This window comes from Rhizobium sophoriradicis, from assembly GCF_025200795.1.
GTDB classification, from domain to species: Bacteria; Pseudomonadota; Alphaproteobacteria; order Rhizobiales; family Rhizobiaceae; genus Rhizobium; species Rhizobium sophoriradicis.
The window spans coordinates 160532-183115 of record NZ_CP104157.1 but is presented as its reverse complement, the minus strand read 5'-3'; the positions used below and the strand labels follow the sequence as shown (position 1 = coordinate 183115).

Annotated in this window: 19 protein-coding genes and 5 pseudogenes; 8 read left to right on the top strand and 16 right to left on the bottom strand. The window is 58.2% G+C overall.

The window, feature by feature from the left end; translation table 11 throughout:
- The first annotated feature begins 20 nt into the window (after positions 1 to 20).
- Positions 21 to 1181, top strand: coding sequence for a COG3904 family protein (locus N2597_RS33630; protein WP_011427311.1), 1161 nt, complete (start codon positions 21 to 23; stop codon positions 1179 to 1181).
- Here the strand turns inward: N2597_RS33630 and N2597_RS33625 are convergent.
- The 8 genes from N2597_RS33625 to N2597_RS33590 all read right to left on the bottom strand — a co-directional run bounded on the left by N2597_RS33625 (position 1175) and on the right by N2597_RS33590 (position 9454).
- Positions 1175 to 3097, bottom strand: coding sequence for a DUF4236 domain-containing protein (locus N2597_RS33625; RefSeq protein ID WP_341356291.1), 1923 nt, complete (start codon positions 3095 to 3097; stop codon positions 1175 to 1177). The genes N2597_RS33630 and N2597_RS33625 overlap by 7 nt on opposite strands.
- Before the next feature lie 487 nt (positions 3098 to 3584).
- A complete protein-coding gene (gene istB, locus N2597_RS33620) occupies positions 3585 to 4322 on the bottom strand; it encodes an IS21-like element ISRel16 family helper ATPase IstB (RefSeq protein ID WP_007539334.1) in 738 nt (245 codons plus the stop codon).
- An 11-nt stretch (positions 4323 to 4333) separates the two neighbouring features.
- Positions 4334 to 5860 carry an IS21-like element ISRel16 family transposase gene (istA, locus tag N2597_RS33615; protein ID WP_011427313.1) on the bottom strand — a complete coding sequence of 509 codons (1527 nt, stop codon included), beginning with the start codon at positions 5858 to 5860 and terminating at the stop codon, positions 4334 to 4336.
- 368 nt (positions 5861 to 6228) lie between these two features.
- A complete protein-coding gene (locus N2597_RS33610; protein WP_166486932.1) occupies positions 6229 to 7086 on the bottom strand; it encodes a DUF3800 domain-containing protein in 858 nt (285 codons plus the stop codon).
- 386 nt (positions 7087 to 7472) lie between these two features.
- Positions 7473 to 7748 carry a hypothetical protein gene (locus N2597_RS33605; RefSeq protein ID WP_042119506.1) on the bottom strand — a complete coding sequence of 92 codons (276 nt, stop codon included), beginning with the start codon at positions 7746 to 7748 and terminating at the stop codon, positions 7473 to 7475.
- A 7-nt stretch (positions 7749 to 7755) separates the two neighbouring features.
- Positions 7756 to 8742 carry a caspase family protein gene (locus tag N2597_RS33600; protein WP_011427315.1) on the bottom strand — a complete coding sequence of 329 codons (987 nt, stop codon included), beginning with the start codon at positions 8740 to 8742 and terminating at the stop codon, positions 7756 to 7758.
- Complete coding sequence (locus tag N2597_RS33595) at positions 8743 to 9114, bottom strand: TIR domain-containing protein (RefSeq protein WP_042119579.1); 372 nt, start codon at positions 9112 to 9114, stop codon at positions 8743 to 8745.
- 202 nt (positions 9115 to 9316) lie between these two features.
- A complete protein-coding gene (locus N2597_RS33590; RefSeq protein ID WP_176539351.1) occupies positions 9317 to 9454 on the bottom strand; it encodes a hypothetical protein in 138 nt (45 codons plus the stop codon).
- A gap of 45 nt (positions 9455 to 9499) precedes the next feature.
- Here N2597_RS33590 and N2597_RS33585 point away from each other — a divergent pair.
- A pseudogene (locus tag N2597_RS33585) lies at positions 9500 to 9678 on the top strand (transposase domain-containing protein); the annotation flags it as partial.
- 155 nt (positions 9679 to 9833) lie between these two features.
- Here the strand turns inward: N2597_RS33585 and N2597_RS33580 are convergent.
- The 5 genes from N2597_RS33580 to N2597_RS33560 all read right to left on the bottom strand — a co-directional run bounded on the left by N2597_RS33580 (position 9834) and on the right by N2597_RS33560 (position 14777).
- Complete coding sequence (locus tag N2597_RS33580) at positions 9834 to 11378, bottom strand: E2 ligase fold family C protein (protein ID WP_011427318.1); 1545 nt, start codon at positions 11376 to 11378, stop codon at positions 9834 to 9836.
- A gap of 3 nt (positions 11379 to 11381) precedes the next feature.
- A complete protein-coding gene (locus N2597_RS33575; protein WP_239789428.1) occupies positions 11382 to 11747 on the bottom strand; it encodes a Mov34/MPN/PAD-1 family protein in 366 nt (121 codons plus the stop codon).
- 119 nt (positions 11748 to 11866) lie between these two features.
- Entirely contained in the window at positions 11867 to 12484 is a 618-nt protein-coding gene (locus N2597_RS33570) for a putative metal-binding protein (RefSeq protein WP_011427320.1), read from the bottom strand.
- A complete protein-coding gene (locus tag N2597_RS33565; protein ID WP_011427321.1) occupies positions 12481 to 12786 on the bottom strand; it encodes a DUF2604 domain-containing protein in 306 nt (101 codons plus the stop codon). The genes N2597_RS33570 and N2597_RS33565 overlap by 4 nt, the downstream gene beginning before the upstream one ends.
- A 374-nt stretch (positions 12787 to 13160) precedes the next feature.
- Positions 13161 to 14777 carry an amidohydrolase family protein gene (locus N2597_RS33560; RefSeq protein WP_225882628.1) on the bottom strand — a complete coding sequence of 539 codons (1617 nt, stop codon included), beginning with the start codon at positions 14775 to 14777 and terminating at the stop codon, positions 13161 to 13163.
- Between the two features lie 143 nt (positions 14778 to 14920).
- Here N2597_RS33560 and N2597_RS33555 point away from each other — a divergent pair, with 143 nt between their 5' ends.
- Entirely contained in the window at positions 14921 to 15151 is a 231-nt protein-coding gene (locus N2597_RS33555; RefSeq protein WP_165779395.1) for a hypothetical protein, read from the top strand.
- A gap of 461 nt (positions 15152 to 15612) precedes the next feature.
- Here the strand turns inward: N2597_RS33555 and N2597_RS33545 are convergent.
- The 3 genes and pseudogenes from N2597_RS33545 to N2597_RS33535 form a co-directional block, all read right to left on the bottom strand.
- Positions 15613 to 15795 (bottom strand): annotated as a pseudogene (locus N2597_RS33545) (DinB/UmuC family translesion DNA polymerase); the annotation flags it as partial.
- 26 nt (positions 15796 to 15821) lie between these two features.
- On the bottom strand, positions 15822 to 17312 hold the full coding sequence (locus N2597_RS33540; RefSeq protein ID WP_011427324.1) for a xylulokinase: 1491 nt from the start codon (positions 17310 to 17312) through the stop codon (positions 15822 to 15824).
- Between the two features lie 210 nt (positions 17313 to 17522).
- Positions 17523 to 18509 carry a sugar-binding transcriptional regulator gene (locus N2597_RS33535; RefSeq protein WP_042119508.1) on the bottom strand — a complete coding sequence of 329 codons (987 nt, stop codon included), beginning with the start codon at positions 18507 to 18509 and terminating at the stop codon, positions 17523 to 17525.
- A 154-nt stretch (positions 18510 to 18663) separates the two neighbouring features.
- Here N2597_RS33535 and N2597_RS33530 point away from each other — a divergent pair, with 154 nt between their 5' ends.
- The 5 genes and pseudogenes from N2597_RS33530 (at position 18664) to N2597_RS33510 (ending at position 22567) form a co-directional block, all read left to right on the top strand.
- Positions 18664 to 19995: an iron-containing alcohol dehydrogenase gene (locus N2597_RS33530; protein ID WP_341356290.1), complete on the top strand. Its 1332-nt coding sequence runs from the start codon at positions 18664 to 18666 to the stop codon at positions 19993 to 19995.
- 3 nt (positions 19996 to 19998) lie between these two features.
- Positions 19999 to 20804: pseudogene (locus N2597_RS33525) on the top strand (HAD-IIB family hydrolase).
- A pseudogene (locus N2597_RS33520) lies at positions 20805 to 21114 on the top strand (carbohydrate ABC transporter permease); the annotation flags it as partial.
- Positions 21115 to 21269: 155 nt separating this feature from the next.
- Positions 21270 to 21764 (top strand): annotated as a pseudogene (locus N2597_RS33515) (extracellular solute-binding protein); the annotation flags it as partial.
- A 77-nt stretch (positions 21765 to 21841) separates the two neighbouring features.
- A complete protein-coding gene (locus N2597_RS33510) occupies positions 21842 to 22567 on the top strand; it encodes an SDR family oxidoreductase (RefSeq protein ID WP_086005040.1) in 726 nt (241 codons plus the stop codon).
- Positions 22568 to 22584 lie beyond the last annotated feature (17 nt).

Sequence of the window (22584 nt, the reverse complement as noted above, 5' to 3'; positions counted from 1 at the left end):
ATCAGATTAGGGAGGGAGCGATGCGCTCGTCTGTTTTCATTTCCTGCCTGATTTCATTGGCCGCGCTAATCGCAAGCCCCAGTCACGCAGCGATCAGATTTGCCCACGTGAAAGCGGCGAACAACGACATCTTGTTGATTCAAGGAACGTTCGAGCCCAGCGATCTTCCTGATAAGCTCGAAGCCGAAATCAAGAACAGCGCTCCGAAATTCATCGCGTTCAATTCGCCGGGCGGTGATACAGATGCCGCGATCGGATATGGCCGGGCTATTCGTCGGATGAAGATTTCGACGCTGCAAGTTTCGGGTTCGAAGTGCGAGTCTGCATGCTTACTCGCTTTTGCCGGTGGAGTGCGGCGTTATGCGGAAGACGCCTCGATGCTCGTTGATCGAACACTTCTCTCGCCGGGAAGCTCGGGCCTGCAAACCGGAACCGAAAGATACAAGGCCTACCTTGCGGACATGGGCCTCGACCCCACCTTGTTCACGTTTGTCACCAGTCTGGCCGACGGTGATCGACGGGTGCTGTCGCTGATCGACATGGCTGGCTTTGGTCTCGTGACGGGGCAGCCTACCCCCTATGTGGCACCGACGGCGGAAGAAACTGCCGTATCCAACGAGGCGCCCTCGACAGCATTGAACGGAGCCGCGCTCCAGTTTTTCCTGGAAACACAGCGGACCTGGTCGACGAACGAAGGAATGTCCTTCCTCGAGAACAACTATGGAGACTCCGTTGTCTATTACGGCTCCCCGCGCTCGAAGGCGGACGTCCTAAATGAGAAGCAACAGTTCGCTGAACGGTGGCCTGTGCGCATTTATGCCGTGCGGTCTGGCACAGCACACGCAGCATGCTTTGATATCTGTACCGTCGTCGCTGTGGTCGATTGGTATACCTACAGCCCCTCACGTAAAAAATCCTCCTCTGGCGCGGTGAACGCGGTGATGACATGGGACCCCGCGACCCACAAAATTCTGGCGGAGAACGGTAAGATCACGACCAAGGATAATTCGGTAGCTGGACCAGATCGGATTATTCGTCGCTGGCTGACCGACAACGCTGCGTGCTCGTTGTCCTACGCGCAGGACGCTTGTAATTCACAAGCACTGCTTCTGACGGAATTGAGCAACAGCGGCTGGTGCCGCAAAGCCGATGCGACTTGGGGACCGTGCACTCTTCAATAGGTCCGACCACCAAACGCGGGCGGGGGCTGGAAGGTGTTCTGCACCTTGGGCTTGGTTGCTGGACGCGAAACTGGACGTTGACCAAGCAGCTCCTTCGGTACCCATCCCATCGCTGACGGACCACCAGAGACATGGACCCATCCGCTTTCCGTCTCAAGGATGGCGAGCAAAGCATTCTGGCCGACTGCCCCGACGGGGATGTATTTTGCACCGGGTCCATCCCTCAGCTGGAAGGGCTGCTTCATGTAGGCGAACTTCGGTTCCGGTGGGGCGATGTAAGGCGTGACAGGCGGCTCTGATGTCGCAACTGCCGTAGACGCGGCGGGCGCAGTCGCGGCCGCCGCGAGCGTCTCAAAGATCGCAGGATCGGGTGCGGGCTCCTGATCAGCCCGAAGGGCGGCAGGTGTCGAAGATATCTGACCATCTGCTGTCGCCGTTGCGTCAACGTTCGGTGCCTGGATGGGGGGTGCCAGGTTGCTGGTTTCCGAGGCGGAGCCAAAAGAGGTTGTGGCAGGGGCCATCGTCGACGGTGATGATGCCACCTGTGCTGAACCGGCCGCAGAGGCCGCGGGCCTTCCCGGCGTTGACGATGACGACGCAACTTGCCCCGAACCGGTGGGAACAGCGGCTTGCGTTGTGGCGGGCCTAGCCGATTTCTCCGCGTTTTGGAGTGCGGCGATAGCAATAGGAAGCCCAAAGATGCCGCCAATGATGAGGGCCATAGCAGGCACAGCGCTCTTTCGTCTCTGTGTATCCGGCAGAGGCGAACTTAGTGCCACTGGTGGCGATACTGGCGTTGCGGTCGATGGGATCGTCTTCGGTGCTTGTGAGGCCTCGATCTTTGCCCTCGCTAAAGCTTGGAAACCGGCAACAAAGCTAGCCAGCTTTCCCACTTGCGAAAATTCCAGTACCTCGTTGAGACCGCTGTCGCTTTGCAGATGAAGGGTGTCGTACAGACAGACAGGCAGTTGGCGGTTATTCCGAAAACGCCGATCGGGCCCGCCATTCTTGTTGGGGTGCTGCCAAGTGTGGTCGACGACCTTCGCGTCACGAGGGACATGACCATCTTCGATAAACCGTGACGCCTGCCAGCGAGCGCGGAGATCAGAATATGACATTGCACCGAAGCGCGAATTGTGGGCTACCAAAGCAACGTCCGGCATGAAATAGATGACCTGCTTGCCGACATGTATCGAGGGCGGCGTTATATTGCTCTTGATAACCTTGGGTAAAGCGTAGACGAGCTTCGTGGCGGTTCGCTTTACCAGGTGGGATGCGCCTGCATTTCTTTTCCAGGTCGTTAGATCGTTGATCGCACCGCCAGCCTCGATATGCCATTTGCCGGCGCAGGAGCGTAAGTCATCGAAAGCCGCGATCGTCTCCTTGTATGCCTGCTCGACCGGACCATCGATATCATAGAAGAGAACTGTCGACCGGCGGTAGGAGTCGAGCCATGACCCGATCGCCCAGGCGGGAAGGGCCGCGATCAACACCCAAATCCCCACTGGCGGCGCTTTCGCCAGCACAAGGATGCCGAGGAGGGCCGTGAGCCATCCGAAAAGAGCCGACAACCGCCATTGATTGGCCTTCGCGTTGATTTCGTCCAACACTTCGCCGAAGTTCTCGTCGCGCATCAACAAGACGTCGCCGGACTCGAACTCGATCATGTTGACCGCAGGTACTTCAAAAGTGACCTGAGCGGGCGGTGGCTCGCTCACAGCCCGCTGTCGACGTTGGCCAGCATTGCCAAGTGACGTTCGATAATATAGTCCGCCTCGTCCGGCATGGATATAGTGGCCCCGAGGTCCGGTACCGACCCTTAAGCCCTTCGCGCCGACAGAGACGCCGATACCTCCTTGGGAAAAATTAAACCGGAATGGTCCCGCCTTGACTGACTTGCGTATGTAGAATGGCACCCCATGCCCCCCAGTCCCATTGCAACGTGGATGTTACACAGATTCCTGGCTGCAACGAAGAATTTTGTGACTTGGCTTTTCAGGTCCGGCCCCGATCGATAGCCGCCAACAGCTCATAACGGCAAGGCAGTTCAATTCTACAAAAATTAACATCGCAGCCTGATGTGCCGGTTCGCACACATCATCGTTTTCCAAGGAACTATCCTAAGGGCAAGGTGGTCGGGATCGAGCTTCTGATCGACGAAGTCGGCAGCCGCGCGGGACGGTGACCGTGGAATTCATCGCGCGGGGGTATGTCGACAACAACAGCCGCTTGCTGATAGGTTACGCGGGAACGAGCGATGCCAGCTCGTACATGATTGCCGATTCCGATGAAGCCGCCCCTTTGTTCCGAGATGATTGCGCCCCGGGATTCCGGGATGATCTCGCCCCCCTGAGGCTGGGGTCCTGCTGGCAGTGATTGTTGTCAGTTCATTCGTGTAGCGAGTCAAGATTTCCGGCGCTGATTTCGCCGCAAGCTTTCCCCGGATAGGTCTATGCGATGGGCGTTGTGAACGAGGCGATCGAGGATGGCATCGGCGTAGGTTGGGTTGCCGATGATCTCATGCCAGGCTGATACCGGAAGCTGACTGGTAATGATTGTCGAGCGGCGGCCGTAGCGATCCTCGAGGATCTCCAGAAGGTCGTGGCGAGCCTGCTCGTTGAGCGGTTCCAGACCCCAGTCATCGAGGATCAAGAGCTGGACGTGCCCGAGGGTTCGCTGCAGCCTTGCATAGCGGCCATCGCCGTGAGCGAGAGCAAGATTGGCAAACAGCCGCGGCACGCGCTGATAGAGAACCGAGCGATCATCGCGGCAAGCCTTGTGCCCGAGCGCACAGGCCAACCAGCTTTTTCCGACGCCAGATGGCCCGCAGATCGCGAGGTTGTCGTGGGCATCGATCCAGTCGCCGCCGATCAGCTTCATGAACAGCGCCCGATCGAGACCGCGCTCGCTGCGGTAATCGACATCCTCAGGCACAGCATGGTGGCGCAGTTTGGCAAACCGCAGACGGGCGGCAAGCTTGCGATCGTGGCGCGAGCTCCATTCTCGTTCGAGCAGCAGCCCGAGCCATTCGGCATGGGAGAGTTGTTCGCTCTCGCCGTTGCTGATCAGTTCGTTGAACGCCTTGGCCATGCCGGTCAGGCCCATGGCATTCAATTTATCAAGGGTGGGATGTGCAAGCATATGTCGTCTCCTCAGTGGTAATAGCGGGGGCCGCGGATGTTGGAGTGATTGATCGGCTCGGGTGATGCTGTGCTTGATGACGAAGATCGGTCGAGGTGATTGTCGAGAATGGAGCGCACCGATCCATAGGTTCGAGCGCCGATTTCCAATGCTCGGCCGCAGGCCGCGTTGACCCTCTCGCGTTCGAATGCTTTGACGAGGCGGATAATGCCCAGGCAGGCTCTGTAGCCCTGTTCCGGATGCGGCCGATCAGCGAGAATACGCTCGCAGAGCAATGCAACGTCCGATCCGATTGCCGACGCCTCGCGGCTAATGCGCTCTATCGTCCAGTCGGCAAAGCGGCGATGGGATGATGGCATGTGCTCGGGAGTTGTCGTGTGCTTGCCATTGCCGCTCGAACGCCGGTGGGCGGCAATCCGCTCGCCCTTGTAGAAGATCTCGATGGTATTGGCGGTGATGCGTGCCTCGACTTGCTCACGGGCAAAACGATAGGGCACGGAGTAATAGTGCTTGTCGATATCGACATGATAATCGAGCCCAGCCCGGCGTATCTTCCATTCAGCAAAGACGTATCGTTCGACGGCAAGCGGCCGCAGGGCCGGATAGTCGATCTCTTCAAACAACTGTCGCCTTGTGCGCCCGACACGACGCAGAACACGGGTGTCGTTGAGATCGGCGAGCAATTCCATGATTGCCGCATTGACGTCGGCAAGGCTGTAGAAGACGCGGTGGCGCATTCGGCCAAGCAACCAGCGCTCGACAATGCGAACCGCTGCCTCCACTTTCGCCTTGTCCCGCGGCCGGCGTGGTCGCGTCGGAAGAACAGAGCTTCCGTAGTGAGCTGCCATCCCGGCATAGGTGCGATTGACCTGCGGATCAAAATGGCAGGCCTTGATCACGGCCACTTTGGCGTTGTCAGGGACAAGCAATGCCGGCGCGCCACCAAACGCCTCAAGCGCCAGCAGGTGGCACTCAATCCAGTCGGGAAGTGTTTCGCTCCAGCGGGCGTGTGCAAATGACAGGCTCGATGCCCCCAACACCGCAACGAACAGATGCGCCTGTCGCGTCTTTCCCGACAATCTGTCGACGACCACCGTCACTGTGTCGCCGGCATAATCGACGAACAGCTTTTCGCCAGCCGCATGATCCTGGCGCATCGTCACCGGCAGCTTCACCGCCCAAGCGCGATACAAATCACAGTAGCGGCTGTAGCGATATCCATCGGGATGAAGGCCGATATACTCGTCCCAGAGGATCTGCAGCGTCACATGCTTGCGCTTCAGCTCCCGGTGAACATGCGCCCAATCCGGCTCGACACTGCGACGGTGACCGGTCTTCGTGCCGGCAGCCTTATAGAGAGCCGCCTCCAACACCGCATCGCTGACATCGTCGCCCAAAGGCCTGGAAAGTCCGGCACGCTCCAAACGGCGCAACGTCTCGCGCACCGTCGAGGGCGCCGTACCAACGCGCACCGCAATCGACTTGTGGCCAAGGCCTTCCTCAAATCTGTATCTCAGAATCTCGCGGACACGCCGCATCTTTAGTCTCTCCGCTGGCATCGCGTTCCTTCCTCTCGAGCAACTGAAAGGAAGAACGTCTCACCAGCAGGACACCCCGACAAACAGCCCCAATGAGGGGGCGGCATCATCTCGGAACAAGGGGGCGGTTAATTCTCGGAATTGGGGGGCGGCATCATTTCGGAATGCGGGGGCGGATTGCCTCGGAATCTGCATACATGATTCGACGAATGTTTCGTTCAGACCACCGTCAGGTTAATTCGGTTTAACGAAAAATTCCTTGCAACAAATCATGGGGTACGATAGTTATTCGGCCGGGCCTGGCCCACGAGATCGCCTTTGCGGTCGCCCAAAAGCCTCGATGGAAACATCGGAGGCTTTTTGAGTTTTTAGGTCTTCCGCTCGATATTCTCAAAGCAGCTATATTTGGATCCGAGCATCGGCCGCTCGTCTTCCTTAATACGGCAGTCAATCAGCTTTCCATCGCCGATCAGGCGCTGGTAAGGACGATTGCTGGCATGATAGCCGCCCATGCAGATCGGCCAAAGATACAGATCCGCCAGTTGTGCCATCGGTGAAGTCTTCCGCTTGGTCTTGAACTCGTAGAGCGCCTGGGTAAACCGCTCGGGGGTCAAGGGGCCATACTTATCGGAATTGTCCTTAGCGAACGGCATTCCCTCCGCCTTTAGAGCCTTGTAATAGCCCTCTAGGTCCGCATCTTCGGCCTTGTTGCAGCGCTCAGGATGCACGCGCAGCTTCATGCCTTGGGCGATAGCGTATTTCGCGGCGCGTTCGACGACGACAGTGAAGGCGGTTTTGCAGAGCATCCAAGGATTCTGCTTGTACTGCTCGAGGTATCGTCCACAGTATCCGGGACGGTCGACAGTGCACGCGATACCCACCACGGGCGCCTCTCGCATTAGAATGTAAAGTTCTTCGTAGAATGCTCCCAGCTTGTCCTTCTCCCAGCCCCGCAGGAAATCGAAGTTCTCGTTCTGCGATCTGATTTCCGACGAGTGCAAGGGCGCCGTGATTTCCCATTTCTCGCAGAACTTTGCGTGAAGATCTCGGGCGTTGTCCTCTTCGTCACTTCGAACCAGGATTCCACCGAGTGCGAACCAGTCATACCCGTGCGCCGCTTTCTTCCCGACCTTGTGGGTGGGATGTCTAGTTCCGGAATCGTCGAGGTAGAGGTTCAAGGTGACAGGCAAAGCAATCTCTCGTGGCAGTCCATAGGATTCGTTCAACTCGACTACTAATACCCGCAAATACATAATTTTTGCTCACTACCATCCACCTTGATGTCGCTTAGCACCTGCTCAAGCTTGCGGCGGTTGGTGAGGAATATCGCACGAAGCTGGGGGCAGTCAGGCGGCTGATTCAATCCTGACGAAGGCGGTCGGCAGAATGGTCAAGAACAGCAGCCAGTGGTACGTCAGCTTTCCATATACATCGGCCACGTCGGCTTCGATCAATGAACTGGTCTCCCGGATACAAATCAGGTGGTTGCCATCGTAGGCTAGATAAAAATGTGCGGAATCCAGATCTCATTGCGCCGTCAGATCAGCCGGCGTTGCAGCGCGACCTTGCTCCAATTAACCCGATCGGTGAGAAAATGAGTTTCCTAGCCTTTTCACTTAGGACATAGGGCTTCGATGATCGCGGGGAGATATTTCCGCACCTGGTCGCGGTCGCTCTCCTTCTCATTCTCGGACAGCTCCGCATATGGCGTCGCGATCTGACGATCCCACTGCGCGACAAGGTCGGCAGGTATTAGCAGACTTCCATCGGTCTGCCGGATTCCCTTAGCATGCATGTACTTCTGCCAGTGCGACCAGCGCTCGTGTTCGATATGCGCTAGGCCTTCCAAAGTGCGCTGCAGGGCCTCTTCAATTTCTTTCCGTTTCATCAGCCGTCTATATCAGATCCTTCGCCGCCAGCCGCCTGTAGTGCTCTCCGAGGGCAGTCAGTCGAACAGTCTTCGACTCCATGGCGGCATGCCACATGTGCGGAGCTTCCTCGGGGACCAGCAAGCCGACGCGGTTGTACTTCTGCAGGATAGCAAAGATGGCGTTGTGATCCGGATCGGGAGCGGGAATGCCTCGTGGATCGGTCGCCCACGTGTCCGGCCGCTCCGGCTCGTAGGTGGGGTCAAGGTGCATCTGGTACCCAGCCGACGGGAAGAATTCGGAAATCCTCCGCAGCTCGCCGAGCTCAAGCGGCGGCCGAACCTTCCGCAGAGACACGAAGCGCTTCACGTTGGTTTTGAAAACAGGGCGTTGTGCCCATGGCCCGAGTGACTGATCGACATGAGCGTACACGCCGCCAGGGGTGACTTCACCAATCAGGTTGGCTGCAGCCCCGCCAAGCGCGTCTACCAGAAGGGAAGTGAAGACCCCGGCACCGTTCTCCTCGCTGGCATACTGCTCGTCGGTGGAGGCTGTGAGAATGCTGACGCCATCGCTGATCTCCGCAACCTTCTGCTGAAGCGCGCTCCCTCCAGCTACGCCGCTATGGCAACTGTCGAGGATGATGACACGGTTGGCGATCTTAGAATTGTTGGCCATCGTCATGATCTCCGCCAGCGAGACGCCGTCGTTGCCGGTCTTCACCTCGGACGAGCAGAGATAGCCGCCCGTCGCCTCGACGTGCCCGTGACCCGCGAAGTAGAGCAGCGAGACCTCGCCATCTCCAGCGAAAAGCTCCTTGATCGCGATCCGAAGCTCTTCCCTCGGAACCATGTCATTTGGGCCGGTGCCTGTGATATGGCGGACGCCGAAATTCACCGATCCGTCAGCATGGCGGTCGAGCATGGATTTGACCGCGAAGGAATCGTTCACACACCCATAGAGCGGCGACACATTATCGTAGTAGTCAATGCCGACGACGAGAGCTTTGCGCATTTAGAGGCTATCGATCCAGTTCGCGATATTGTCCCAAGTCCAGACCATGGTATTTAGGCCTTCGATCTTGGTGCGGTCGTCCTTGTAGCACCACATCCCGCGCACCAGCTTTCCCTCTTCCCTTGCGCACTTGATCTCCCACTTCTGACCACTCGACTTGAGTGAGTTCTCACTGACGAGAACAAGCACGCTGTCTGACCGCCTGATGCGGGTTCGCACGCGCGCTTTCCAATCCTCATCGTAAGCTTCCTTCACCGACATATCCACGTATTCGAATGGGGAGCGGGTATTGAGTGACTGACCCTTGAGGTAGTCGCGGCAACGAACGTCTTCGATCGCAAATGCTACAAAAACAACTTTCTTGTCGGCCATGCGTGCCCCACCTTCCGACTGATTCTCTTTCTGGAACACTATCAAAAAATCCGAGCGAGTAGTAACGACGACGAGCAGAAAAAGTTGTTCTTGCCGGTCTTCAGCCCCCGCCGCCGCCCCTACGGCCTCGGTCAATCAAGAGCGCCTTTAGCAAAATTGGTCGTTTTTGTTGGCGACATCGCCGCTTTCAGCGTCGCTGGTCTCAGCCGGTCTTAGTACCGGCTTGGCGGTTGCCGAACCTGTCGAACTCGGACTTTGAATCGATGCCCTGTTCGACATCGAGCGGGATATCAACGGGCTTGCCGCCGCCGATTAACGCTTGGAGCGCCGCCGCAGTCACGTTTACCGCTCATCGACGATCTGCAGGCCCGGCTTCAAACCGAGCGGTGCAGATCGTGCCGCCTGCATGGCCACACTGATCATGACGGCAAAGCTCAACAACATCGAGCCGCAAGCATGGCTTGCCGACGTTCTTGCCGCGTCGCTGACACGCTTATTGCCAGGCTGGAGCAACTGCTTCCGTGGAATTGGACACCGCCGACCATCGACGCTCAAGCGGCCTGACCTGCGGCCTCCACCGTATGAACCGTCGAGAGATACGGCCGTGAAAGTGAATGTTGCGGCTGCTAAGTAAGCATCGCAGTACAGCTCCATCTAGCGACGTGACGTGAAGGACGGGATAGCGCGACTCTGAGGACTGATTTGTCGGCAAACAAGGATCATTTTTTGCCGAAGCCGCCTACCTCCGGTGCCTGGTACTTGGCGCGGTAAACGTCTAAGTAATCCTCATCCTGACAAATGCAGCGACCCAGCCGATCCTTCTTGCGCCGCTCTGTGACTATGTCACTAGGGATATTGCGTAGCAAATTAAGTTTGGCAGTGGTCCAATCTGGCGCATTGCCTGCCGCCTGCTTGATGATTTCTCCGGCCAGCATGATGCCGGCCATCGCCGACTGGAAAGCCATCGGAACCTCGACACGCACCGGCTTGCTCCCAGCTGTGAGCTCAAACACAACGCCGCCGCAGATGGCGCCTCGGTAAAGGTTCCTCAAGGGCTGGTCTACGAATTGAAGGAGTGGCTCAACGGGGACTGTCAGCCGGCTTGCGATATCTCGCATCAATTCCTCGCTAACGGGGGCACCATCGTGAAGCATAGGTCGCACTATATCTATTTTCCGGTCCTCGAGGCCGAGGGCCTCGGCAATGACTTGGTCCTCGTCGGGAACCGTTCCGTTCGGTATATACAAGCATGCAAGGCATGCCATCTCCCCCTCAAATCCGTGGTGCGACACTCCGAGGTCACCGCGCTGAGTCCAAGAATTGATAGTCCAGCGAGGTAGCGTACCTTGTACGGCAATTCGATCCGCCGCCGTATCTAGTGCGACTGCCACATGCTGCATGGAGCGGATGATTGGCAGCGTTTGCCATCTGGCGCTATGGCCGTCGATTGTAAGGTTGCGTTGAGCTTTCAGGTATCGCCAAGCAAGCTTCACCTTGCTCTGGCCAATATCCCGCTCGAGCGCCAGCACGTAACGCTGAAGATTCCCTTGGTCTACCTGCTCGCCATCAACCACCTGCAAGTGCCCTTGCAAGTGCGGAACGCGGGAGAGCGCCCACACTGCGCCGTTACCGATCGCGCCTAGCCCGAGAAGGAATAAATCATCGAGCGCGGTGTCGGAAAGTGGCGGGTTAGCGCGCGAGCCAGGAGCGTAGTCAAACAAGGAAAACGTGACCGCCTTGTCCACTGTCGCACCGGGGATCTGATCTCTGAATATATGTCGAAATAAGTTCGACGCAGCAATGCACGCGGCGGCACCTGCGCCGAAAGCATTGTTACTGCCGGCGGTTCCGACCGGCTCCTCTGGGGAGAATTTTGCAATCCACCCGTCAGAGCCGAGGAAGAACTTTGGGCAGGAGATTTCGGGGTTGGTAGAGCCAACAACCAGACAATGCGAAAGCGCCGATGATCCACGGCGAGCGATTGTGATGTCTTCGTTGATTGAGCGAGCCAGTGAGGCGAGATTCTTGGCTAGCTTTTTTGCCTCCTCTCCCGAAGGCAACAGGCAAATGGTCGGATAGAGGCGCGCCACCAACCTGACCAGGAGATCGAGTGACGCTCTGCCCTCGGTCGCGCATGCCTGCTCATCAAACGCAATTCCGATCACTAGGTCGTTGAGCAGGTCCTCAAAATCCTTGGGGTCGAAGCCCTGGAGAATTTGTGACGCCGCCGTGGCCGCGCGAACGAAGTATTTCGCCAATGCCATGTTTCAATCCACGATTTCTATGAGACGGTTCACCGTTTCCTGCGACACCGCCATCCACTTTCCCGCTTTGTCGAGCCGGTAAACAGCGGTCTGCGAGAGATCAGTGGGACCTGTCGCAAAGTCCGGCACGACAAGCGAGAGCGAGCCGACCGCCGTTGCCAACGCGTATTCGTCGTCTGTATCGGAGTGGTACGCGTCACTAGGGTGACTGTGAATCTGCGCGAGGATGCGAAGCCCGTTATCGAAGAGCCACATGTTTATGCGATGCAACTCGGTTCCGTCGACGTGAACGCCGACTCCCGCCGCGGATCGAATAAGGCGTTGCTGAGGGATGAGCGCTCGCTCGACGGTTGCGATTTCGGCTGCCACGGTCCCCACCCAGAGCCCCAGTCCCTCGTATCCAGAGCGGCCTACCTCTGCCAGATGCTCATGCACATCGTTGACGGCCGCGCGCGGAACTACGAAGCGTTCGACAGCGGCGAGACCAATTACCTGGGTAGAGCCGCTGCGTCCATCTGGAAGCCTGAGAAGTTCATTTGAATTTGGTACTCTAGCATCCGTATTGGATTGATCCCGCTGGCCCAAATTTGTTCGAGAATAAAGTGCAACGAGCCTTCGCCAGAGCGACGATGCAATAGCCATAAGTCACCTGTATGAGCCGGATGATCGTGATATTCTCGAACCCCGGGAAGGCAAAGGAACGGGGTCTCGTCGGGGCTATGGGCCTGAAGCAGCTCTTGAACAGATAGCCGCTGTTGTTGCGCCAGAGTGGTTACGGTTTCTGGCGACGCTTCTTTCAAACCGTTGAGACGCAGCATCTTAAAACCCAGGCTTTTCGCCGGCAATGCAGTCCCAGTTGAGGGATCAACGAACGTCACCGACGGTGGCTCAAGGTCGTAGTTCGTGAAATCCAGGCGTACCGCGCACACAAGCGACCGGGGTGTGACCTTCAATGCGACAAACAAAACCAAGACAGTAGGAAACGTGGCGTCCAAAAGGAACCAACCTCGCCGGCGATACGAGTCTTCAAGCTCCCGATACTGTGCGACTTCGCGTTCGAACTTTCGTCGAGAAACCGCCTCGTCGACGAACTGACTTTCGGTCAACCTGCGGCTCCAGCCTTAAGGCTCAGGAATAGCTTCTGTCCGGCTGTAATTCCAAGATCCTCAATCTTCTTGCTCGCGTCGAACACTGTCCCGTTCTCATCCTTGAGTTCCCAATTCTCAGGAGGCTGCCCTACGTTGCCTGATTCCTCCAGCGCCTTGGCGATTGCTGTATGAAGAGGTGCATTAACATTGGCTTCAACAGAAACCGGTTCGCCATTCACAACAATCGTCAAGGTTATCTTGTTCTTCGATCCGGTTTTTTTGCCCGCAGCCTCAGGAGCAGTATTCGGAGACTTTGCCATGCTTACTCCATCAATTGAGCGATTCGTATCTAAAGTTTAACTGAATAAAATTACGAGTAAACCTGTAGTAGTCTGACAGGCCCTTCGCTTCGGCTTAATTTCGGGCTGCTAAGGTGTCGCGTGCGATTATCTTGAGTTCCTGGCTTCCAAACGGCGTCTGCTATGCGCCATTCGAGATCTTTGCCGCTGATCGACCGTCTGCGTACAACGTGAGCAGCAGCCCGCACCCGCTTCCGAATCGGTCGCGCTAGTTCAGACCGAGCCGATGTCTGCTACGAGGGGATGCGAGACGGAAGGCTTAGTAACAACAGGGTCGTTGGTTCTGATCCCTTCAAGGCGCTCACGTTCGGTACAATGAGCCGGTCGCTGCTTGTTCACCGACCAAAGAGACTGGCGACCAGGCGCGAGCTTGCAGAGGGAAGGCGACCCTCATCCAGTCCATTTGTTCGATAGTAGGCGAGAAGTCGCTCGCGCCCGAGTGTTCCTCGTTCCAAGGGAAGGAAACGAAGCGCATTACGACGGAAGATCTTGTCGCAAATATCGTCCGAAAGACCGCAGTCGGTGCGCAGGAAGGCGTTCACGCTTTCGATATAGTGATTATAGCCTGCCTCCTTCCCAAGCATTATCCAATCGCTCCCGTAAACGATGTGATCGCAACCGCTGTCGAATTTTTCCAGCCATTTGTTGAAGGACCTCGCAAGGAAGTCTCGTTCTTTCGAGCCAGCCGAAAGCACCTCCGAAAAATAGCTGATGTCGGCGACCACGTTCCCGCCGGGATTTTCCTTGATGAATTCACCCAGCCGCCATTCCCAACTGCCATCCGGCAAAGGCATTCCTTCCCGTCCAGCCGACCGTGCGCGGAAACGACCGAAATGCGCGATACAAACCCGTAACTTGGGGAACTCCTTGAACACGGGGATCCGGTAGGCCGGATCGCCCCGCTTTGCATAATCTGGACCGGAACCGTTCGACGAATAGCCATGAGCCAATATTGGGGCATCAACATCGACACAGAGCTTGTAGAGGTCTCGAAGCGCAGCATCGAGTTCCTCGTTGGGCTCAAATCCCAGGCTCTTCACTGTTCGCTCCGGATATGGCGGCTGGTTGCCCTCGGGACGAAAGCCCATCGGCGGGTAGAGCTTGATGCCGATGAAACCATGTTTCATCAAAGCCGAATGGGCAGTCGCAAGCGAGCTTACGCTGCTTTTCCCTTTCCGGAATGCCACTTCCCGGAGTGGATCAAATCCCATGTAGCCGTGGACGACGGGACCGGATTTAGCTTTCGCCATGCGCTGCGAAATCCGGTCCATCACTACCATCTGCCGGGGTAAGGGCGAAGAGTCTACATCTTCATAGAGCCACTCATCATAATCGACGAGCGCCGGCGTTAACAGGAGCGGATTGAAGCCCTGTGCCTTGCTGTCAGCAACCAGGCGATCGACAAGGACGTGCCGGTAAAGGCGAAACAGGCTGAACCAATTGAGATAGCGCCCCACAGGATCTTGCCTCAGGAAAGCGCGCTGGCTGGCTCCGCGGGCTTCTCCAATCGTGAGCGGTTCGTTCGCGCGCAAAGTCTTGATCGGGTCACCGAGCATATAATTTAGGAACTTTTCCTCGGAGATAGATGATCGTGTCGACAGATCGCCCGGGTCTGCCACCGTAACGATCCGCCGCCTCTTCCGATCGAGTTCCAGGAGATGCTGGCTTGTGTCTTCGACCGCCGCTGCGCGCGCTTTGTCGACCGTCAGCGAGGCCGCTTTTCCGTTCCGTCCGGTCTCGAGAAACGCGATCTCCTCATCCGCCGTCGGTGCGCTACCGGTGCCGAGTAGCTTCAGAAGAAGTGCGATGAATTCGTCGGTCACGTCGGGATCACGAACTGCGAGAATGCGGGCGGCCGACTGCTTGGGAAAATCTTCGAAGACGACTTGCCGCAGGAAGCGGGTGGTCGGCAGATCCGACGCATTGAAGACGTGGCAGTGAGCGTCGACCAACGGGACGCCTTCGCCCGGTACCGACGGGCTCGGTCGTCCGCAACCCGCAGTCAATGCGACAGCAGACAAAGATGCCTGCGTTAGAAAAGTTCGACGTAACATAACCATCCCCCAACTCGGCCTCGATGCAATGCAGACATGAAATGCCCGCCAAGCGTTCTGATCGTCACGAGGGTTCAAAAATTCAGCCGGGCGATCATCGGGCAGTGATCGGAAATAGCCAATACTTGGTCTTTCCCGTTCGGGGTGCCTGCTTTGTTGCCACCAAGGTTTCCGATGCTCAGATGTTCGGCCGGGCCATCGCCTTTGATTCCGGGGCCGACGAGGATGTGATCAAGGCCTACCGGATTGCGGCACTCGAGATAACTGTCTGATGCGAGCAACTGTGTTTCCGGCATGGTCAGGTCGCGGATTTCGGCCTAGGTGCAAAGTGCCTGCCCGGCATCGCTGATCTGGCAGTGCTCGTCGAGAACCTCGAGATTGGCAGCCGCCGGCTGACCATCGGCGAATTCTTCTATTAGAGACCGCGACAGCACGCCCGCCGGCCGGGCGATGAGGTTCCGCTGGCGCCGGTCCTGGCCGGCCGCTGGTCGCGCAGTTCGTGCCAGAGATTGCGGTTAAAATCGCCGAGGAGAACGATCCTGGCGCCATCGGCCGCCGAGCGCTCAATCCAGCTTTCGAGCGGGTCGATCTGTTGCTGCAGGATCATGCAGTGATTACCACTTTCCTCCAGATTTCCACCGTCGAATGGCGACACGCAGCTCGACTTGAGGTGGACATCCATGATGCGAAGCAGTTTTCCATCGATCTTGAGTGTGACCGCAAGACCAGGGCAGCCAAGCAGACGAATGCGCTTGCGGCGGGAAGATCAGCGCCGCAACAGGCCGACGAAATCCTCAAGATCAGTGATCGCCGGCAAGGGGGCCGTAACCGTCGTGCTGCGGGTGATCTGGTTGAAGTCGGCAAATTTGACCTTCATGGTCACGGTCTTGGCGCCAACCTCAATGGCCTCGCAGTAACCCACACGCTTGCAAGCCATGCAGACTATCTGTTCAGCTTGCGAAGCGAGAGATAAACGTTTGCTTGCCGGTGCGACAATTCCGCCCAGGCGTGGTTTTTCGTAAGGTCCGGATCAACCTGTTCGGCGAGGCGCGACATTGCATCTGCGGCCGCATGAAAGCCTGAATACCATCCGGCACCAACGGCAGCCGACATGCCCGCGCCGAGAGCGGATGCTTCATTCGAGAGGCTGCGGATGACGGGAAGGCCGGTCGAATCGGCGACCATTTGCCGCCACAACGCACTGCTGGCGCCGCCTCCGATGACAAAGACACGGTCGGCTGCCACGTCCCTTCGCCGCATTTCATTGAGCGATCGAACAAACTCCAGCGTAATCGCCTCCATCGACGCGCGATAGAGATGCCCCATACCGGTTTCAGGCCCCATGCCGGTGAAGCTTGCGCGCGCATTTTCGTCCCAGTGGGGATCCATGCACCCTACGAGATAGGAGCAGACCGTGACGCCGCCCGACCCAACGCCAAGGCTGTTTGCCTCAGCCTCAAGGCGTTCGAAAATTCGGGCACCGTTACGACTGCCGGCGAAGGTATCCAGAAGCCAGTTCACAAAATAGGCGCCTCCGCGCTGGCAGCTTTCCAGAAGATAGCCCTCGCCGCTGGGCGAGGCCAGGGTGCGCCAGTAGCGGCTGAGTTCCGGTGTTTCCGACCACCCGCCGCCAACGACTGCCGTGCCGAGGTTCAGGTAGACAGCGCCGGGGTTTATCGCATTGACGCCGAGACCTGCGCAGTTTCCGTCGCCTCCGCCGGCAAAGACGGGTGTCCCGGGACGAAGACCCGTTGCCGCCGCTGCTTCTGCTGTGACGCGGCCGATCGCGGAGCCCGGCCTGTTCAGTGGCGGCAGCTTTTCAAGCGGAATACCCAGATGATCGAGGATCTCGCGTGACCAGACTTTCTTTTCGATATCGAGAATCCCGAAAGGATCGCCGCTGGTCCAGCTGGCCTGCGCTTCTCCCGTCAGCTTCTGCGTCAGGAAGTCATGAACACTGAGAATCTGCGCGGCATTGTCGAGAAGGTCCGGCTGGGTTTCGTGGAAAAACCGCAGACGGTAGACGCAGGGGATGACGTCGATCGGTTTGCCGGTGATCGCGTGGAGCCGCTCTGCACCGATCTCCGCGGCAAGCGTGCGCACCACGTCCTTTGCGCGGCGGTCGAGCCAGAGCGTCGCCGGGGCAAGTGGCTTTCGATCCTTGTCGAGCAGAACCATGGTTTCGCGCTGGTTTGATATCGCAATGCCATCCACGCGGGCAGGGTCGATCTCACGGATCAGCGATGAAAGCGCCATGCAGGCCGCTGTCCACCAGTCGTCGGCATCCTGTTCGGCATGCAGCGGATGTGGTGTTGAAATGACATGGGCGGCCCGACCTTCTGCCCGGGGTGTGCCATCGGCGGTCCAGGCAACCGCCTTGACCGATTGAGTCGATGAATCCATGCCAATGACGTATCGTTCGTCAGGCCGCATGCACGCTCCTCCACAGACGGAGGTACTCTCCGCCGATCTCCCTTGCCGGTTCCCCGGCTCCTCCTGTCGGCTTTACCCAACACTCCTCACACCGCGCTGAACGCGGTGTCCTGCGAAAGCGTTTCGTCTCTAAGGTCTGCTCCTGACGCTTTAGTTCTTTGTTTTTACGCATGTCGCTTTGCAAAATTGGTGCAATTTTACGAAACATGCCTAAAGCTCCAGCAACGCCTCTCCCGTGGCGACGTCGGTTACAAAATGTGTCGCATAGCCCGCTTCAAGGGTAGCGACGATGGCGGGTAATTTGGACACTCCCCCGGCAACACAGATCCGGCTTGGGACCTGGCGCAGATCGCCAAGGGTGATGCCGACCATGCGGTCGTCATGATCCCCCTCGACGGCGGCGCCGTGGGCATCCAGAAAACGGCCGATGATCACCGCGGCGGCGCCGCGGGCGACGTAGTCATCGATCTCTTCTTGACTGGCGATCCCGGAGACCCGAACCGTGCTGCGAGGTCCCAGATCACCGACGCCAAAAAGGATGCGATTGCAAGAATGCACCAGGTCCATCTGCTTTTTAAGCACGGGTTCGGCGAGCAGCGCGGCTTTCAGTTCGCGCGTCGACAAGACGGCCGGCGCCAAGAGGTTGACGCAGCGCGCCTGGATGCGATTTGAAAGCAGCGACGTACAAAGTTCCGGTGAAAACTCCGGCTCGCCGGTCGAGCTACCGGAAACCTGCACCACGGTCAGGTTCGATAGCGGCCGCGTCAGGACAATCTGATCCGCGACGGCAAGTACCGTACGGCCCCAGGCAACACCGATGACGTCGCCGTCCTCAATTTGGTCTGCGAGCACCCGGGCGCCGGCGTCTCCGAGGCGTTGGGACAGGCTTTCATCCGTGCCATTGGGAATGACGAAGACGCCGGAAAGCCCGTATTTGCTCATCAACGCCCGCGCAACGCTGGTACGGCCGCCGGCCTTCGGGTTGATGACGACGGACACAATCCCGCGCTCGCGAGCCTCCTGCAGGTAGTTGACGATCGTGGCGCGGGAGACATTCAGCTGCTTCGCGATCTCGCTCTGCGTCAGCTGGTCGGCATAATAGAGCCACGCCGCCCACATCACGGTATCATCGAACTCAGTGGGCACTGATGTCCCGGTTTCGTCGCCGCGTTTCACTGAAGATTTTGCTCGTCCCATGGGGCTATATGGCAGAGGTGCGTGTCTTTTGTCAATCTTTGTTGTCATGTGTATTGACAAATGGCAATCAAGGTTGTCTTTTGTCTTCCCAACGCAGAAAGACGGCAGTGCAAGCCCTGGAGGGGGAGCGGCGGTGTCGGCAAAGGAGGATCGCATGGCAGTCACAATGCCTTACGGCGGCTGGACGGCGTTGATTGATGACATCGTGGGCGGCAGGTGGAGCAACCCGGAAACGGGCATGCTGGCATCCGTTCCCTACGAGAAGATCGTCATTGAAGAGAGCCTGGACGGTCGCGAGGCAGCGCTGGTTGCTGGCCTTGAGCTAGGCGATCGCTATACGGTTGTTGCAGATGCCGATACCTGGGATGCGATGGGCTCGCGCGTGGCGAAGGCACTGGGTTCGCTTGCTCCGGTGGATACCGTTATCCTCGAGCATCCCCATGCGGACATGGCCGATGTTGCAGATCTGAGCGAAAGGCTGGCCGGCGCCGAAGGCGTCGTGGCTGTTGGCTCCGGCACGATCAACGATCTCTGCAAGTTCGTTACCGGCCGCACCAATCGCCGCTATGCCGTGTTCGGTACGGCGGCCTCGATGAACGGATATACGTCTACGACGGCTTCGATCACGCTGAAAAGCGGTCTGAAAGTGTCTTTGCCGTCCCATGCACCGTCCGGCTTCTTTATCGATCTCAACGTCAATGCCGCAGCTCCGGCCTATCTCTCGGCCGCCGGCTTTGCCGATTGCCTCGTGCGTTCGGTGGCGCAGGTTGACTGGTGGATGTCTCACAGGCTGATCGGCAGCCTTTATTCCAAGGTACCCTACATCATTCAGGATGCAGATGAGCAGGAGCTCAATACACGCGCCAAGGGTATCGCCAACGGCGATATCGCCGCCAATGGTTACCTGCACCGGGTGCTGACAATGTGCGGTCTCGGCGTGTCCTTCACGGGCATGTCGAACCACGGTTCGATGGGTGAACACCAGGTGTCACACTATATAGACTGCTTTGCCGGAGAGAAGCATCCGGGGACCTTGCATGGCCAGCAGGTCGGCGTTGCGACCCTCTCGATGGCAAGGTTGCAACGCCTATTCCTCGATAGCGAAAAGCCACCGGTGATCCGCCCCACCAAGATCGACCGAGAGGGTATGAACGCCCGCATGGGCCACGAGATTGCTGCCCAATGCTGGCAAGAAATCCAGCCGAAGGCCTTCGATGCGCGGGCCGCCGCTGAAATCAACGAAAAGCTGGCCGATATCTGGCCGACGCTGCGCCAAGAGCTGAAAGCCTTTGCGCTTCCGGTTGAAGACATGGAGCAGCTTCTAAGAGATGCCGGAGGCCCGATGACATCAGCCGATCTCGGCTTACCAGTGGAAACATACAGAGAGGCGCTCGTGCATTGCCGCGAAATGCGCAATCGCTACGCCTTCCTCGATATAGCCGCCGATGCGGGGCTGCTCGAGGACTTCGCTGCCGGGGAGGTGTAGGCCATGCGCCCGGTTGCCGAGATGCCGAAAGATGTCGCTGGCGCGGTTCGCGTGCTTTTTGCTGACATCGACGACACGTTGACTAATGAGGGGCGGCTGCCTGCTGTCGCCTATGATGCGCTCGAGCGGCTGAGTGCGGCCGGCATCGCCGTTGCCCCAATTACCGGCCGGCCGGCGGGTTGGTGTGACATGATCGCCCGCATGTGGCCTGTCGTCGGCGTGGTCGGCGAAAACGGCGCTTTCTATTTCGCCTATGACGAGGAAGCACGTCGTATGCGCCGCAGTTTTGCGATCGGCGAAACACAACGCACCGCCGATCGCCAACGGCTGGCGCGGGTCGGTGACCGAATTCTGTCGGAAGTTCCCGGCGCTGCAATTTCTGCTGATCAACTTTACCGTGAGGCCGACCTCGCCATTGATGTCTGCGAGGATATCCAGCCGCTTGCCAACACCGATGTCGATCGTATCAAGCATATTTTCGAGAAAGAGGGAGCCGTCGCAAAAATCTCTTCGATCCATGTCAACGGCTGGTATGGCGCCTATAACAAGCTGACCACGAGCCGCCGGTTTGCGGCCGATATTCTCGGCATGGATATCGATGCCGAGAAGGATCGTATCGTCTTTGTCGGGGACAGCCCCAACGACGCTCCCATGTTCGGTTTCTTTCCAAACGCCTGCGGCGTCGCCAATGTTCTGGATTTTCGAGGAACCTCGATAGCGAGCCGACCTATGTCGCGGCCAGGAAGGGAGGCTATGGATTCGTCGCGGTGGTGAACCGCATCCTAGAAGCACGGGGACAGGCGGCATGAGCGGCTCGGTTTACGATATCGCGATCATCGGTGCCGGCATCATCGGCGCATCGTTATGCGATGGCCAAGGGCGGCATCGCCGCCAGCGCGGTTCTCTGCTTCATCTTTTCGTGGACGGAATTCCTGTTCGTGCTGACGCTGACGCAGACGGGCCTCAAAACGGTTCCGGTCGTGTCTTCGACCTTCGTGACCTCCATCGGTACCGCATGGCAGCGCTTGGCGCAGCCGCTATCGTTCCGCCTTTATCGTCATTCTGCTGGTGCAGCGCCACCTGGTTCGCGGCCTCGCCATGGGGTCGCTCAAACAATAGAAAAAGAAGGGAATGGGCCTGGAGGAGGCCTGCTCCCGGCAAACGAGAAATTCGGCCCAAGCCCGGTCCCGGATATGGAGAAGGAAGAAAGCATGAATGAACATGACAGAAAATCCTATCTCGCCCTGGTGACGGATCGTTTCGTCCACGGTCGCTCCCAGACCACGGTTTCCGGGCTTTGCGAAGCCGTCATTCCGCCGCAACCGATCGCGCTGCACAAGCCGGAAGAGTGCGGTTATGGTGAAATCCCGGGTGCTGGCCACCAGGGCGGCTCTTTGCTCGCAGTCTCCAAATATTCGAAGAGTCCGGACGCCGCATGGCTGTTCATGCAATGGGCGACCTGCGCCGATAGACAGGCTCTCATCACTACGCTTGGCGGTGGAACAGGCCCCACACGCGCATCCGTCTATGACGACCCGCGCGTCAAGGGCAACGCCCGCGTCGGCGCCGGCACGACGCGGCATCTGCCGGTCGTGCGGGAAACGATCGCCAAATATATGGGATCGGAACCGGGTCTCCCGGAATGGGCGCAGATTTCGTCCGACACCATCCCTGTGAGCCTCGGCAAGTATTTCGCCGGCAGCTATGGCTCGCAGAAGGAAGCGATGGATGACATCGCCACGCAGATAGAGACCGTTATGAAGGGCTGATGACAGAAGTGGGAAGCGGCGGCGCAACCGCGATGCCCCTTCCTCAGACACTTCGCTGGAGAAAGAGGATGGAGAATGTGGTGGACAAACCTTTGATCGCAATTACCGGTGCGAGTTCCGGCATTGGCGAGGCCGTGGCCCGGGCGTTTTCCGCGGCCGGCCACCCGTTGCTGCTGATTGCCCGCAGGCTGGACCGGCTGCAGAAGCTCTCCCTGCCCAACGCGGTGCTGAAGCAGGCCGATGTGCGCGACCGCGAAGCGCTGGTTGAAGCTGTCAAAGCCGCCGAGACCCAGCATGGACCGGTGGACATGATGTTTGCCAACGCCGGCATCGCCCGGCTCGGAGATATCGCCCGTCAGCCGCCTGAAGAATGGGACGAAATGATCGACATAAACACCAAGGGCGTGATGAACAGCGTCCATGCGGTTATGAACGGCATGATCGAGCGCAAGCACGGGACGCTGATGATGATGAGCTCGATCGCCGGGCGGAAGGTTTATCCCGATCATACCGTCTATTGTGGCACCAAGTTCTTTGTCCATGCCGTCTCGGAAAGCCTGCGCGAATATCTGTCGCCGCATAATGTCCGCGTCATCGTCATCTCACCGGGCATTATCGATACGGAGGTGCTGGACAGCGTGCGCGACGAGACGACGCTTGCCAACTACAAGGCGAACAAGGCCGAGATCGGCGGCGGTATTTCGGCGGATATCGTGGCGGAACTGATCCTCGACGCCTACCAGAAGCCGCAGCGCGCCATCGTCCAGGAAATCGTCATCACGCCAACCCGGCAGAAGTATTGAAACGTGGCGGCCACCCT